The sequence below is a fragment of the Billgrantia antri genome, assembly GCF_017868935.1.
Classification (GTDB): Bacteria; Pseudomonadota; Gammaproteobacteria; order Pseudomonadales; family Halomonadaceae; genus Halomonas; species Halomonas antri.
The window spans coordinates 759,948-772,901 of the sequence record NZ_CP053383.1; the positions used below are offsets into that span (position 1 = coordinate 759,948).

The window sequence follows — 12,954 nt, forward strand, 5'->3', positions numbered from 1 at the left end:
GGATAGAGGAGTGCCGAGATGAAAGTCGTGACCTTGAAGAGCCCAGGTGGGCTGGACCAGCTGCAAGTCGGCGAGCGCGAGGCGCCGGGTGAACCGGGGCCTGGCGAGATACGCGTACGCGTGCATGCCAGCTCGCTCAACTTCCATGACTACGGCGTGGTGGCCGGCAAGATGCCCACCGAGGATGGCCGCATTCCCATGTCCGACGGTGCGGGCGTGGTCGAGGCCGTGGGCGAGGGCGTCGAGGAGTTCGCCGTTGGCGATGCGGTGGTTTCTACCTTCTTTCCCTACTGGCTGGACGGGCCGGCGCGGGTCGGTGATTTCAAGACCACCCCCGGCGACGGTGTCGATGGCTACGCCCGCGAGCAGGTGATTCGTCCGGCCACCTGGTTCACCCATGCGCCACGGGGCTACGGTCACGAGGAAGCCGCGACGCTGACCACGGCGGGCCTCACCGCCTGGCGCGCGCTGGTGGTGGACGGCAACCTCAAGGCCGGCGACACCATCCTCACCCTGGGCACCGGCGGCGTTTCCATCTTCGCCCTGCAGTTCGCCAAGGCGATGGGGGCAAGGGTGATTTCCACCTCGTCTTCCGACGCCAAGATCGAAAGACTCAAGCAGCTCGGCGCCGATCACACCCTCAACTACAAGGCCGAGCCGGAGTGGGGCAGGAAGGTGAAGGCGCTGACCGACGGCCAGGGCGTTGACCATATTATCGAGGTCGGCGGGCCGGGTACGCTGCCGCAGTCCATCGACGCCGTGCGCATCGGCGGTCATATCTCGCTGATCGGCGTGCTGACTGGGCGCGGCGGCGAAGTGCCCACCGCCAAGCTGATGGCCAAGCAGGCGCGTCTGCAGGGGCTGATCGTCGGCAGCCGTATCCACCAGCAGGAGATGGTGCGTGGCATCGAAGCCAGCGGCGTACGTCCGATCATCGACAGTCGTTTTTCTCTGGAAGAGATCGCCGACGCCTTCCGCCATGAGGAGGCGGGGAAGCACTTCGGCAAGATCTGTCTTTCCTTCTAGCCGGAGGAGGCCGCCGCCAACTGCTGCAGCACTTCCTGGGTAGCCGCGTCCGTCGGGAAGAACGACTCGATGGCGAGCTCCTCCAGGGTGATGTCGAGCGGCGTACCGAACACCGTGGTGGTGCTCAACAGCGACAGCACGCGGCCATCCGGCATCTCCAGCTCCAGCGGCACGACGATGCCGCCGTGGGTTGATGTCGCCCTCGCCAGATGGGGGCGTGCCCCGGCGGGTACCGGATAACCCTTCAGCTCCTCGGCGAGTTCGATGAGCGCCGGGTCTGCGGTCGTCTCGGCCTGCCGTGCCAGGCGCTCGAGAATGTGGGCACGCCACTCGCGGAAGTTGCGGATGCGTGGCGCGAGCCCGCGGGGATGCAGCGTAAGCCGCAGCACGTTGACCGGGGGCTTCAGCAGTTCAGCGTCGATGCCGTCGAGCATCGCTCCGAGCGGTCGATTGGCCAGCAGCAGGTGCCAGTGGCGGTCGACGGCCAGCGCCGGGTAGGGGGCATGGCTCGCCAGCAGCCGCTCGATCACGCCGCGGATCGTTTCGAATTCGGGCGCGTCGATGCCGCGTTCGCCGAAGGCCGGGGCGTAACCGGCGGCGAGCAGCAGTCGGTTGCGTTCGCGCAAGGGAGCGCCCAGTTGCTCCGCCAGGCGCAGCAGCATCTCCCGGCTGGGCGTGGCGCGGCCGGATTCGACGAAGCTCAGGTGGCGCTGGGAGATGTCGGCCTCGGCGGCGAGTGCAAGCTGGCTCAGCCGCCGCCGCTGGCGCCACTCCTTCAACAGCTGCCCTGGGGTGGGGGAGTTCGTGGTCATGGCACCAGATTAGGGAAACACTGCGCAAATGCCTACACAAGCGAATCGCTGCGTTGCGCGGTGCGCGGAATCCTCACATATACCCCATATGCTCCGGTTCCTGTGCTCCGTGCGCCTTGCGCTTCATCTCGCTCGGCTATTTGTCCAGCATTTCCTTAGCGCCAAGCGATATGCCTGGCCATTACCTCGCAGGTAATCGCCAGGCTCTGCGCGGTGGGTGAAGCTGATGGCGAAACCCACCACAGGAGCATTGCCATGACCGCCTACGCCATCGCCCGCCTGCAAGACGTCACCATGGGCCCGGAGATCGTCGAGTACCTGGAGAAGATCGATGCCACCCTGGCGCCCTACGGCGGTCGCTACCTGATCCACGGCGGCCCCACCGAGGTGCTGGAAGGCAACTGGCAGGGCGATACGATCATGCTCGGTTTCCCCAGCCTGGAGCGTGCCCGGGCCTGGTATCGCTCCAAGGCCTACCGGCGCATCCTGCCGCTACGCACCGCCAATGCCGTGGGCGACGTGATCCTGGTGGAAGGTGTGCCGGAAGGGCACCGGGGCATCGATATTCTCGGCTGAAGGGTTGCGAGCGATGTCAGCCCGATTCGACGAACGAGCGCATGAAGTCTCCCTTGGCCAGGGTATAGGCTTCGCGGTCCGCTTGGTGGCGGGAAGCCAGTTCGCGCTTGAGAGCGGCATAGCGAGTGGCCAGCGCCGCATCGGTGCGCAGGGCGTCGCGAAAAGCCAACCGCTGGTGCCACAGGTCGTCGCCGTGCACCACTACGTGCAGGTGGTGGGTGCGGCGGCCTTTGGCGTGGCGCATGAACCAGCGGCGGTCGGTCAGGCTGACGTTGAACTCGACTGAGGTCACGTAGCCGTGATCAAGAATTGGCTCGAACAGGGCCTCGGCCATGGCCATGGAAGCGACCCCGGCCATGATGTCGATGATGGGCTTGGCCGGCATGCCGGGAATGGCGGTGCTGCCGATGTGCTGCACGTCGAGCAGCTCGGCCGGGAAGCGCTCGAGGAGACGCGTGCGCTCGGTATTGAAGCGTGCCGGCCAGCCAGGGTCGTACTCCGCCAGATGCACCGGTTCATCAATGGCCCGCTGTAGCGACTGGGCTTCGTTCATGGGGGCTCCTGGCGGTGGGTTCATACGTGGGCGCATCCGTTCTGGCCTCGTGTTGCTGGCGCAGCGCCCCGGGCGGGTAGCCGTGGATGCGCTTGAAGGCGCGGCTGAAGGCGGCCGCGCTGCCATAGCCCAGGCGGTAGGCGACGGTTTCGATCGGTTGGCGCTCGCGGCCGATCCACTGGACCGCCAGACGCATGCGCAGCTCTGTCACGTAGCGGTGCGGGGTCATGCCCGTTACCGCCAGGAAGCGCTCGGCGAATACCGAGCGCGAGCTGCCCATCTCGGCGGCGAGTTCGGCTACCGTCCAGTTGCGCCCCGGCTCGCGATGCAGAGCGGCGATGACGCGCCCTAGGCGCGGATCGCGCAGGGCCTCTATCCAGCCGGTGGCATCGCCGCAGCCGCACTCCACCCAGCCCCGCACGATGAATGCGGCCATCACGTCGGCAAGCCGAGCCAGGATGGCGGCGTAGCCGGCGCGTTCACTTCTCGCCTCGCGCTCCATGGCCTCGAGCATGGGCAATATCTCGGGCTGGCGCTCGAGCAAGGTGCCGACGTACATCACCTCGGGCATCAGCGAGACCAGTGCATGCATGCTACCCAGGTCGAACTCCATGCAGCCGCTGAAGGTCAGGGCGCCGTCGAGCGTGCAGCCCTTCGGGCAGGCGCGGATCGCACTGACCGCCTCGCACAGCCTGGCGCTTTCGAAGGCGGCGATGTCCTGGGCCGGCTGATCGGGGGTGGAGAGCAGGGCATGCAGGCCGCCGCGAGGCAGCAATAGCGCATCGCCGGTCGAGAGGGTATGAACGCTGCCGCTTGGGCTGCGCAGGTAGACGGGGCCGCGGGCCACGAAGTGGAACTGCGCCCAGCCCTCCACCTGACCGAACTCCACCCCCAAAGGGGGCGAGAGCTGGATACGGCGATAGGCAATGCCGCGCAGGCGCATGCCGAGCAGCAGCTCGCTGACCAGGTCGCTGGGCAATTCCGGCTTAGGCATCTCGCGTTCCTCGCTGTCTTTATACGCTTTTTATTCGAATCGGACGAATGATCAAACATTCAAGAGCTTTTAATATAGAACGTCCGAAGTGCTCGCTCTAGTCTTCTCGTTCCTGACGAACGCTTCTCTAGGAAAGGAGAACGAACGATGAACGAGTTAGCACAGCGGGCCAGGCCCGCTTGGGGGGCAGTCGTTTCGATGGCCCTCGGTGTGTTCGGGCTGGTCACGGCGGAGTTCCTGCCCGCCAGCCTGCTGACGCCCATGGCGGCAGACCTGGGTATTACCGAAGGCATGGCGGGCCAGGCGGTAACGGCCACCGCCGCGGTGGCGCTGCTGACCAGCCTGCTGATCTCGACCGCCACCCGGCGCATCGATCGGCGACATGTGCTGCTGGGCTTTTCAGCACTGCTGGTGGCCTCGAACCTGATGGTAGCCTTTGCCCCCAATCTGACGGTGCTGCTGCTTGGTCGCGTGCTGCTGGGCATGGCGCTGGGCGGGTTCTGGACCATGTCGATCGCCACCATGATGCGCCTGGTCCCCGAGGATCTGGTGCCGCGGGGGCTGTCGATCATGTTCAGCGGCGTTTCCGCCGCGACCATCGCCGCGGCCCCGCTGGGCAGTTACTTCGGTGACCTGCTCGGCTGGCGCGACGTGTTCCGCATGGCGGCGCTGCTGGGCGTGCTGGCGCTGATCGTGCAATTCCTCACCCTGCCGCGCATGGCACCCAGCGGCATGACCCGCCTGCGCACCCTGTTCGACGTGCTGATGCGGCCGCGGGTCGGCCTGGGCATGCTGGCCGCGGCCCTGGTCTTCACCGGCCACTTTGCCTTCTTCACCTACATTCGGCCGTTTCTCGAGACCGTGACCGGCGTTGGCGTGAGCGGTGTGGCCACCATTCTGCTGGGCTTCGGCGTAGCCAATTTCGCGGGTAATTACCTGGGCGGCTGGATGGTCGAGCGCAGCCTGCGCCTGACCATGATCTCGATGCCGCTGCTGATGGGCATGCTCGGGGTGGCACTGGTGGTGCTGGAAAGCACGCCGGCCACCGATGCCGCGCTGGTGGCTGTGTGGGGCCTGGCCTTCGGTGCCATACCCGTGGCGTGGTCGACCTGGCTCACCCGCACGGTGCCCGATGAGGCCGAAAGTGCCAGCGGCCTGTTGGTGGCCGCCATCAACCTGGCGATCGCCACCGGGGCGGCTGCGGGGGGACTTATCTTCGACCTGGGTGGAGCCCTCAACGTGTTCGCCGCCAGCGGTGCGGTGCTGCTGCTGGCCGCGCTGATGATTGTAATGGGCGTGAGAACGCGGCCGTTGGCCACTGCCTAAGCTTAAGCTTGAAGGCTATCAAAAAGCGCGGCACGTCTCGGTGGGCTGCGCTTTTTTGCCATTGCCCCCATTCGCTGTTAGCTTGGGAGTACAGAAGAACCAAGAACAGGAGAAACGGACATGGATTCAGCCGTCAACGCCATCGTGGGCCAGTCGATGATCATGCAGCAGGCCCAGGCCGCGCAGCAGGTGCAGTTGGAGGTCTACAAGGAAGCCCTGGACATGCAGAAGGATCAGGTTGCTGCCCTGATGTCTTCAGCTTCGGTGGCACCGCAGCTGGCCAACGAAGGAATGGTAGGCACCCATATCAATACCTACGCCTAGGCTTATTCGCAGACTGCAGGCGAAGCCTATTTTTTCAGCGCCCATTTGATCGCTTCTTCGGCGTGTATGGCCGTGGTGTCGTAGAGCGGCACCTCGGTATGGCCCTGCTGCACCAGCAGGGCGATTTCGGTACAGCCGAGGATCACCGCCTCGGCGCCCCTCTCGCGTAGCGATTGGATGATCTCCAGGTAGCGCTGACGCGACGCCTCCTTTACCTGCCCCAGGCACAGCTCGTGATAAATCACCTCGTGCACGAGGCTGCGCTGCGTCTCGTCGGGTACCAGTACTTCGATGCCGAAGCCTTCGGCGATCCGCCCCTTGTAGAAGTCCTGCTCCATGGTGAAGCGGGTGCCAAGCAGGCCGACGCGACGAATGCCGTCACCAGCGAGTCGCTGTGCCGTGGCATCGGCGATATGCAGCAGCGGGATCGAGACCGCTTCGGCCACCTGCGGGGCGACCTTGTGCATGGTGTTGGTGCCGATCAGCAGGAAGTCGGCACCGCCGGCTTCCACGCTGCGGGCGGCTTGGCACAGGATCTCGGCGGTGGCGTCCCAGTCGCCGGCGTGCTGCAGCCTTTCGATTTCGGCGAAGTCGACGCTGTACAGGCACAGCTTGGCCGAGTGCAGTCCGCCCAGGGCGGCCTTTACCCCTTCGTTGAGCGCCCGGTAGTAGCTGACGGTGGATTCCCAGCTCATGCCGCCGAGCAGGCCGATGGTCTTCATGGTCATGGTTTCCCTCTATTGTCGTTGTTTCCTGGCTCGCCGTACGCGTGGTCACGTCTCGTACTCGTCGTGCCGGCGGTTCCACACGTAGGGCGGCGTTTGCGGCCAGCCCGGTGGTGAGTCTTCCCAGATCTCCTGGCGGCCGTAGGGCGTCAGGTCCAGGTAGGACCACAGGCTGCCGAGGTATTCCACGCCGCGCTTGCCGCTGAAATAGGTGCGAAAGACACGTTCACCGTCACGCAAAAAGACGCTGATGCCATGGCGTTCGCCGCGATCGGCATCCGGAGCATGGCAGTTGCAGCTCGTCACGCCCATGTCCTGGTTGAAATCGCTTCCTAGTGATGAATACCACGTCGGGTGCTGCCAGCCCATGCGCGCCTGATAGCGTAGCAGTTTCTCCCGCGGCGCCCGGGAGACCAGCACTAGGGTGGTATCGCGGGCGTTCAGGTGGGCGGGGTGGGTCATGGCGTCCACCACCCAGGAACAGCCGTCGCAGCCGGCCTCCCAGTCGGGGCCGAACATGAAATGATAGACGATCAGTTGGCGGCGCCCCTCGAACAGATCGAGCAGGGTGGCCTTTCCTCGTGGCCCGTCGAAGACGTAGTCGGACCGCACCTCGACCATCGGCAAACGGCGCCGGGCGGCGTTCAATTTGTCGCGAGCACGAGTGAACTCCTTTTCCTTGGCGGTCTGGCGTTCGAGTGCTGCCTGCCACTCATCCATCGAGACGATGGGGGGCAGGGCAAAAGACTGGGTCATGGCGCTTCTCCGCTCAGGCCAGGTCGTGTTGTTCCCAGATTTAGCTGCCAAGAGACGCCGAAGCGGTCGTTGAGCCAGGCGAAGCGCGTGCTGAAACCGTAGTTGTCTGGCGGCATCAGCATTTCACCCTGTTCCGACAGTTGCTCGAGCAGGCGCTCGAACTCTTCGCGGTTTTCGCATTCAATGAACAGCGAGATAGAGGGCGTAAAGCTGAAGGGATGCTGGATGTGGCTGTCGATACAGCTGTAGCGCCGGCCCGCCAGGGTGAATTCGGCCTGCACGACACTGCCCTCCTTGCCCGGTCCATCGGGACCGTAGCGCTCGAGCCGGACGATCTCGGAGTCGTCGAACAGCGAGACATAGAAACGCATCGCCTGCTCGGCATTGCCTTCGAACATCAGCTGCGGGGCGATGTGATTCGGCATCGGTACTCCTCCTCCAGGTTTTCGAACGTGGGCCAGAAGGGGACGGGACGCTCGCCCTGCAGCACGTTCTCGAGAATGGAGAGGTGGGTATGCCAGCCGCTGGCCACGGTAACCCGGGTGTCGTCATCGGCGAGACGACGGTGCGTCACGACCAGGCGCACCTGGCCGCCGGCCTCGCTGAGCTCGAAGGTGACTTGCGAAGGGGCTTCGTTGCCGCCGCCCCAGGTCCAGACAAGCAAGTGTGGCGGTTCGCAGCGCAGCACCTGGTGCTGCGTGGTGAAGCTGCGGTCATACTGGCGAAAGCGTTCGGAGGGTGGCGTTCTGTCGGGTGTCAGCTCGCTATTGTGGAAGTGCAGGGAGAAGGAGGCACCCCGTCGCAGCTCCATGGTGCCGGGAGCGAGCCATAGGCCACGCTTGTCGGATTCGGTAAGGTAGGCCCAGACCCGTTCGATCGGCCCCGGCAGCAGGCGCTCGAAGCGGATGCTCTCTTCGGCAATCTTCTCGCCGTAGTCGCTGTCATCCATCTTGCCCCTCCTTTGTCAGGTCGCTGCCTGGGGCGGCCTTCAGCGCCGCTTCCAGTGCGTTAAGTCGCGCGTCCCAGAAGCCTTCGTAGAAGCTCAGCCACTGTTCCGCTTCGGCCAGTGGCTCAGGCCGCAGCCGACAGTAGTGGGTCCGTCCTTCGATGCGTCGTTCCAGCAGCCCCGCTTGCTCCAGCACGCGCACGTGTTTGGAAACGGCGGCCAGCGACATGGCGAACGGCGCGGCCAGCTCGCCGACCTTGCGCTCACCGGCCGCCAGCCGTTCGAGCAGGGCGCGTCGAGTCGGATCGGCCAGGGCGTGGAAAACCCGGTCCAGGTGTGCGTCGTCATGTTCAACCATAGGGTGTAAATAGTTGGGGCTCAGCCAATTGTCAACCACTAGGTTGAATAATGGGCCAGGAGCTGGCATCGCAAAGACTATAAGGCCGATAGAAATTCGTTCTCTTTACCTGAAGTCAACTTGAGGTATTAGCCTGCGCTTAACGATTGCCCTTGAGCGAAAAAGGAGAGCGTCATGCAGGCTGCCACGACCGAACATCCCCTTCATGAATCGACCCGGTGGGAGACCCCGGCGCTCGATCTCGAGGCCTACCTGACCCGCATCGATTATCGGGGACCGCTGTCCCCTGACCTGGAAACCTTGAGGGGGCTCCAGCAGGCGCATCTCGCCGCGGTGCCTTTCGAGAACCTTGATGTCGTCACCGGCGGCGAGATCCGCATCGACCTGGGGAGCCTGCAGGAGAAGCTGGTCCGGCGTCGGCGCGGTGGTTACTGCCATGAGCACAACACGCTGTTTGCCACGGTACTGGATCGGCTCGGCTTCGAGGTCGCGGGGCGCAACGCGAGAATGCTGATGGGCGAGGATGCGAACGTCGTCACCCCGCTCGGTCATACGATGCTGGTGGTAAAATCGGAAGACCGCGACTGGATGGTCGATGTCGGCGTCGGCAACGTCGGCCCGCGTGAGCCGATCCTGCTCGAAGCCGGCAACGAGGTGAGTCACGGCCCCTGGGAGTATCGCCTGGAGCGCTCGCCGCTGGGATACTGGCTGCTGCGTCATAAGCGCCTCGGTGAGTGGTTCAACATCTACCAGTTCAGTGACGAACTCACCTATCGCGCCGACTCCGCCGAATACAACTATCTGGCATCTCATCATCCCGCATCGCCCTTCGTGCGGCGAATCGTGGCTCAGCACAACGGCGCGGAGGTACGGTTTGCGCTGACCGACCTTGAGCTGAAGACCTTCCGCCCGGGCGAGCCACCGGAGCTTCGGCGGATCGCTGCCGGCGAGCTGCCCGGTGTGCTGCGCGAGCGCTTCGGCCTGGCATTGGCGCCGCAGCAGGAGCGCCTCCTGCTGCGGCGCGCCGAGGCCCTCACCGAAGCGTCCTCAGAAGGCGAGCAGCTTGGCACCTGAGCGATCAGCTCCGTTGCTGTACCTTGCGCATCGCCCGACGGCGCATCAGCGCTTCTGTGGCGTCGTCCTTCAGCGGCAGGCGCAAGGCCCATAGGATGTCCTCACGGCAATGCCCCATGTCCTCGAGCATGTGGTCGTCGTAGGCCAGCAGATGCAGGAAGCGCTGGCGAAATTGCTGCCGACGACGGTACTCCCACCACTTGGTCTCGAGTGCATGAATCAGCCCCAGCGGGGGCATGGCCGGCATGTAGAAGTCGGGCCGTGGTGGTGGGGCAGGGCGCTTGCTGGCGGTTGGCTGGGGCTGGCGCAGCGGTTCGTACTGACTCATGTCGCACCTCCTGGCGGGCATCCGCCGGAGCGGCTGCCGTCATTTTTTCGGGTGAAGGGAGGGTCGCGACCTCTTGAAAGAGAGCTTGGCTCGGCTTGATGGATCAATCCAGCGAAAAGGTCTACATTGTCTTTTAAGAAAAATTGAAGGATAGGCCAATGACTCAAGCCGCGCTTTCCAATGCCGCCACGCCGCTGCTCGATACCGATGTGTTGCGTACCTTCGTCGCCATCGCCGAATGCGGCAGCTTCACCCGGGCCGCACGCCAGGTGTTTCGCACACCTTCGGCGCTGAGCATGCAGATCAAGCGACTGGAGGAGACGCTTGGGCAGGCGCTGTTCGTGCGTGAAGCCCGTCAGGTGCGGCTGACGCCGGAAGGAGAAGTGCTGCTCGGCTATGGCCGACGCCTGCTTTCGCTCAACGAGGAGGCGGTAACGCAGTTTCTGGCGCCCAAGGTGGCGGGCCGGCTGGGTTTCGGTACCACCGACGATGTGGGTTCACGCATCCTGCCCGGGGTATTGGCGCAGTTCGCACGCTCGCACCCGGCGGTGCAGGTCGATGTGGTGGTCGGTAGCAGCCGGGAGATGCTCGCCCGGTTGGATGCCGGCGAGCTCGATCTGGTGCTGGTCACCGCTGGCAATCCCGGGCAGGAGGCGCGCGGTGAGATCGTCCACAGCGAGCCGCTGGTATGGGTGGGACGGGAAGGGGGCGTGGCCGCCCAGCGCTCGCCGCTACCGGTGGCCCTGGCGCACCAGGGCTGTGCCTGGCGAGGCATGGCGCTGGAAGCGCTGAATCGGGCCGGAATCAGCTTTCGCATCGCCTACTCCTGCGAGCACTGCGCCGGCCAGGAGGCGGCCATGCTTGCCGACCTGGCGGTTTCCCCCTTCCCGCAGAGTCTGGTGCGCCCACCGCTGCGGCGCATCGATCCCGACCAGTTGCCCGCGCTGGGTGAGTACCAGCTGACGCTGGTCAAGCGGACCGGCCTCAACCAGGCCGGCGAAACCTTGGTGGGGCATGTGATGGCCGCCTTTCGCCACTACTGAGCGATAGGGCCTGACGCTGTGGCTCGGTAGCGCGAGGCCACTGGGCGATCAGGCCTGCTCGGTGCGCAGACGGTTGAGCTGACGCTTGATCTCCGCCCGCTCCAGAATCAGCAGGTCGAGTAGTTCGTCGCGCTCTTGCCGGTTCAGGCCTTTGTCGCTCATCAAACCATCGAGCAACGCTTCGATATCCGCTTCATGCAGAGTATCGGAAACGGCGGCGGTGCGGGGTATGAGTGAGACAAACATGCGTGCGTACCTCCTAATCGTACCGCCCCTGCGGGGCTGTCTTGTTGTCGTTATCCGACTGCCTTTTTCGTTCTTGTAACACTAGGGTGGTTGCTTACGTCGCGCTGCGTCAAACGGCATCCGGCCCGGAACCGTATCACTTTGCACCGATAGGTAAAGGCACCGTCAATTTGCGGTGTCGTTGGGACGATAGAAGATAAAGGCTTCGGTCTCGGAGGTGAGCAGGAATTCGTTCGCCCACGGCGGATGTACGGTTCGGTCGTGGAAGTAGAGAGCCCCGTCGGTATGGTCGGGAAGCTGCTGGTTGAGGGCTCGGCGCGCGACCTCCTTGGCAATTTCGTAGGCGTCGTCTTCCACTACGTCGTCGGGGCGGCCGTCGCACCACCAGGAGAACTGGCAGGGGCTCTGCTCGGAGCCCTGCTTCACCACTTCGCAGACGGTATTGGGAAACTCTTCGCTGGCCAGGCGGTTAATCACCACGTTGGCCACCGATTCCATGTCGAGGCCCGGCACGCCCTTCGCTTCCCAGTAAATGGTGCGCGCCAGACAGGTGACCGGCTCTTCCAATGGGTCGCTGCCCTCCGGGTCGATCACTTCTACCTCCTGCTCACTGAGCGGTTCCACCGGCTGGGTGACCTCTACATCGGGCGCCACCACTTGCTCCAGCACCTCGGCCTTTGCCTCGACCTCCTGCGGTTGGGGGTCGACTGTCCCCAGCGCGGTCAGTGGCAGGGCGAGAAGGAGCCAGCCGAGATTTCGGTAAACAGGCATGGGCAAAACCCTTGAGGATCGCATGGTTCGGTACCATGGCGTAACGAGGCAGTACGTAACGTAACGAGTATAGCTGCCTGTCGATACCCGTGCGCGAAGCCAGGGCGGCTCGCGGGAGCGCGCCAGCATCAAGGCGCCGTGGGAAAGAGCCGCCGCGGTACCCACCACAGGAAGAGCGCCATGCCGATAAGCTCGACCAGCGACTGAAACACGACGGCAACCACTGCCAGCTCGTAGGAAGCGGGGAGAGAGAGTGCCAGGGGCAGCACGACGAAGGAGTTGCGCGTGCCCAGGCTGAAAACCAGCACGCGCCCTTGGGTATTGGGCAGCTCGAACACTTGGGCCAGCAGGCGAGCCAGCAGCGTCGCGAGGATCAGGAAGGAGACGAAGGCCAGCAGCAGCCCACCGAGTTCGGGCAACGAATCGGTGACGACACCGGCTTGCGTGGCAGCGATGGAAAACACCACCAGCGCCAGCAACGGTACCGGCAGCCACCCCAGCCGCTCGACACCCGCTTCGCGTTGGCGCTGCCCCCGGGCCCAGCGTTCGGTCACGAAGGCCAGCAGCAACGGTAGCAGAATCAGCCCGGCAAAAGCTTGCAGCATCTCGCGCTGTACCATGGCGAGGTGCAGGCTTTCATCCAGGAACAGCCAGAGATAGACGGGCAGCAGCGCGATTTGCAGCAAGAGGCTGATCGGGGCAAAGGCGATTGCATGGCGCGCATTGCCTCCTCCCAGATGTGAGAAGGTGATGAACCAGTCGGTGCAGGGCACCAGCAGGACCAGCAGCATGCCCAAGCGAACCGCCGGCTCGGCGGCGAACAGGCTCGACAAGCCCCACGCAACGAGGGGCAGCAGGACGAAGTTGCCCACCACGGCCGCAGCGAGAAAGCGCGGATCACGCCATGCGACGCGCAGTTGCGTCAGCGGCACCTGGGTGAAGGTGGCATAGAGCAACGCCCCCATCAGCGGCCACAGCAACGCTTCCAACACGCCAACCCGCTCCGGCAGGGCCGTGCCCATCATCAGGCCCAGGGCGATGCACGCCAGATAGACCAAGACTTGATACTTCTCGAGCGTCTGGCGAGTCAAAGCCG

General features: G+C 64.5%; 18 protein-coding genes. 6 read left to right on the plus strand and 12 right to left on the minus strand.

All coding sequences use genetic code 11. The features are described from left to right. Window positions 1-18: 18 nt before the first annotated feature. Window positions 19-1,026 (plus strand): zinc-dependent alcohol dehydrogenase family protein, encoded by a 1,008-nt coding sequence (locus tag HNO53_RS03570; protein ID WP_209476320.1) that lies wholly within the window; start codon window positions 19-21, stop codon window positions 1,024-1,026. Here HNO53_RS03570 and HNO53_RS03575 read toward each other — a convergent pair. Further along, a complete protein-coding gene (locus HNO53_RS03575) occupies window positions 1,023-1,838 on the minus strand; it encodes a helix-turn-helix domain-containing protein (protein WP_242597527.1) in 816 nt (271 codons plus the stop codon). The genes HNO53_RS03570 and HNO53_RS03575 overlap by 4 nt on opposite strands. Before the next feature lie 255 nt (window positions 1,839-2,093). Here HNO53_RS03575 and HNO53_RS03580 point away from each other — a divergent pair, with 255 nt between their 5' ends. Further along, window positions 2,094-2,414: a DUF1330 domain-containing protein gene (locus tag HNO53_RS03580; protein ID WP_209476322.1), complete on the plus strand. Its 321-nt coding sequence runs from the start codon at window positions 2,094-2,096 to the stop codon at window positions 2,412-2,414. Between the two features lie 16 nt (window positions 2,415-2,430). On the opposite strand, the gene HNO53_RS03585 is transcribed toward HNO53_RS03580, so the two are convergent. Continuing rightward, entirely contained in the window at window positions 2,431-2,967 is a 537-nt protein-coding gene (locus tag HNO53_RS03585; RefSeq protein WP_209476323.1) for a GrpB family protein, read from the minus strand. Next, window positions 2,933-3,961, minus strand: coding sequence for an AraC family transcriptional regulator (locus tag HNO53_RS03590; protein ID WP_209476325.1), 1,029 nt, complete (start codon window positions 3,959-3,961; stop codon window positions 2,933-2,935). The genes HNO53_RS03585 and HNO53_RS03590 overlap by 35 nt, the downstream gene beginning before the upstream one ends. Window positions 3,962-4,108: 147 nt before the next feature. On the opposite strand from HNO53_RS03590, the gene HNO53_RS03595 reads away from it, so the two are divergent. Next, window positions 4,109-5,287, plus strand: a complete 1,179-nt coding sequence (locus tag HNO53_RS03595) for an MFS transporter (protein WP_209476327.1) — start codon at window positions 4,109-4,111, stop codon at window positions 5,285-5,287. A gap of 120 nt (window positions 5,288-5,407) precedes the next feature. Beyond that, window positions 5,408-5,611 carry a putative motility protein gene (locus HNO53_RS03600; protein ID WP_209476328.1) on the plus strand — a complete coding sequence of 68 codons (204 nt, stop codon included), beginning with the start codon at window positions 5,408-5,410 and terminating at the stop codon, window positions 5,609-5,611. Window positions 5,612-5,637: 26 nt separating this feature from the next. On the opposite strand, the gene HNO53_RS03605 is transcribed toward HNO53_RS03600, so the two are convergent. Genes HNO53_RS03605 through HNO53_RS03625 form a run of 5 tightly spaced genes read right to left on the minus strand, consistent with a single transcriptional unit; the run spans window position 5,638 to window position 8,396 of the window. Continuing rightward, the gene (locus HNO53_RS03605; protein ID WP_209478499.1) at window positions 5,638-6,333 is read right to left on the minus strand and encodes an aspartate/glutamate racemase family protein; all 696 of its coding nucleotides are present in this window, start codon (window positions 6,331-6,333) and stop codon (window positions 5,638-5,640) included. Window positions 6,334-6,384: 51 nt separating this feature from the next. Continuing rightward, window positions 6,385-7,092 (minus strand): DUF899 domain-containing protein, encoded by a 708-nt coding sequence (locus tag HNO53_RS03610; RefSeq protein WP_209476330.1) that lies wholly within the window; start codon window positions 7,090-7,092, stop codon window positions 6,385-6,387. After that, the gene (locus HNO53_RS03615; RefSeq protein ID WP_209476332.1) at window positions 7,089-7,517 is read right to left on the minus strand and encodes a VOC family protein; all 429 of its coding nucleotides are present in this window, start codon (window positions 7,515-7,517) and stop codon (window positions 7,089-7,091) included. The genes HNO53_RS03610 and HNO53_RS03615 overlap by 4 nt, the downstream gene beginning before the upstream one ends. After that, window positions 7,490-8,041 (minus strand): SRPBCC family protein, encoded by a 552-nt coding sequence (locus HNO53_RS03620; protein WP_209476334.1) that lies wholly within the window; start codon window positions 8,039-8,041, stop codon window positions 7,490-7,492. Before HNO53_RS03620 ends, HNO53_RS03615 begins: the two co-directional genes overlap by 28 nt. Continuing rightward, window positions 8,034-8,396 (minus strand): ArsR/SmtB family transcription factor, encoded by a 363-nt coding sequence (locus HNO53_RS03625; RefSeq protein ID WP_209476336.1) that lies wholly within the window; start codon window positions 8,394-8,396, stop codon window positions 8,034-8,036. The genes HNO53_RS03620 and HNO53_RS03625 overlap by 8 nt, the downstream gene beginning before the upstream one ends. Window positions 8,397-8,570: 174 nt before the next feature. Between HNO53_RS03625 and HNO53_RS03630 the strand changes: the two genes are divergently transcribed. Then, window positions 8,571-9,470, plus strand: coding sequence for an arylamine N-acetyltransferase family protein (locus tag HNO53_RS03630; protein WP_209476338.1), 900 nt, complete (start codon window positions 8,571-8,573; stop codon window positions 9,468-9,470). A gap of 4 nt (window positions 9,471-9,474) precedes the next feature. On the opposite strand, the gene HNO53_RS03635 is transcribed toward HNO53_RS03630, so the two are convergent. Beyond that, window positions 9,475-9,798 carry a hypothetical protein gene (locus tag HNO53_RS03635; RefSeq protein WP_209476340.1) on the minus strand — a complete coding sequence of 108 codons (324 nt, stop codon included), beginning with the start codon at window positions 9,796-9,798 and terminating at the stop codon, window positions 9,475-9,477. 158 nt (window positions 9,799-9,956) lie between these two features. Between HNO53_RS03635 and HNO53_RS03640 the strand changes: the two genes are divergently transcribed. Then, window positions 9,957-10,841 carry a LysR substrate-binding domain-containing protein gene (locus tag HNO53_RS03640; protein WP_209476342.1) on the plus strand — a complete coding sequence of 295 codons (885 nt, stop codon included), beginning with the start codon at window positions 9,957-9,959 and terminating at the stop codon, window positions 10,839-10,841. A 48-nt stretch (window positions 10,842-10,889) separates the two neighbouring features. Here the strand turns inward: HNO53_RS03640 and HNO53_RS03645 are convergent, their stop codons facing one another. From HNO53_RS03645 to HNO53_RS03655, 3 genes are all read right to left on the minus strand, one after another. Then, window positions 10,890-11,087 carry a hypothetical protein gene (locus tag HNO53_RS03645; RefSeq protein WP_209476344.1) on the minus strand — a complete coding sequence of 66 codons (198 nt, stop codon included), beginning with the start codon at window positions 11,085-11,087 and terminating at the stop codon, window positions 10,890-10,892. A gap of 165 nt (window positions 11,088-11,252) precedes the next feature. Further along, complete coding sequence (locus HNO53_RS03650; RefSeq protein WP_209476346.1) at window positions 11,253-11,858, minus strand: cell wall hydrolase; 606 nt, start codon at window positions 11,856-11,858, stop codon at window positions 11,253-11,255. Window positions 11,859-11,986: 128 nt separating this feature from the next. Further along, window positions 11,987-12,949, minus strand: coding sequence for an arsenic resistance protein (locus tag HNO53_RS03655; RefSeq protein WP_209476348.1), 963 nt, complete (start codon window positions 12,947-12,949; stop codon window positions 11,987-11,989). Window positions 12,950-12,954: the final 5 nt, after the last annotated feature.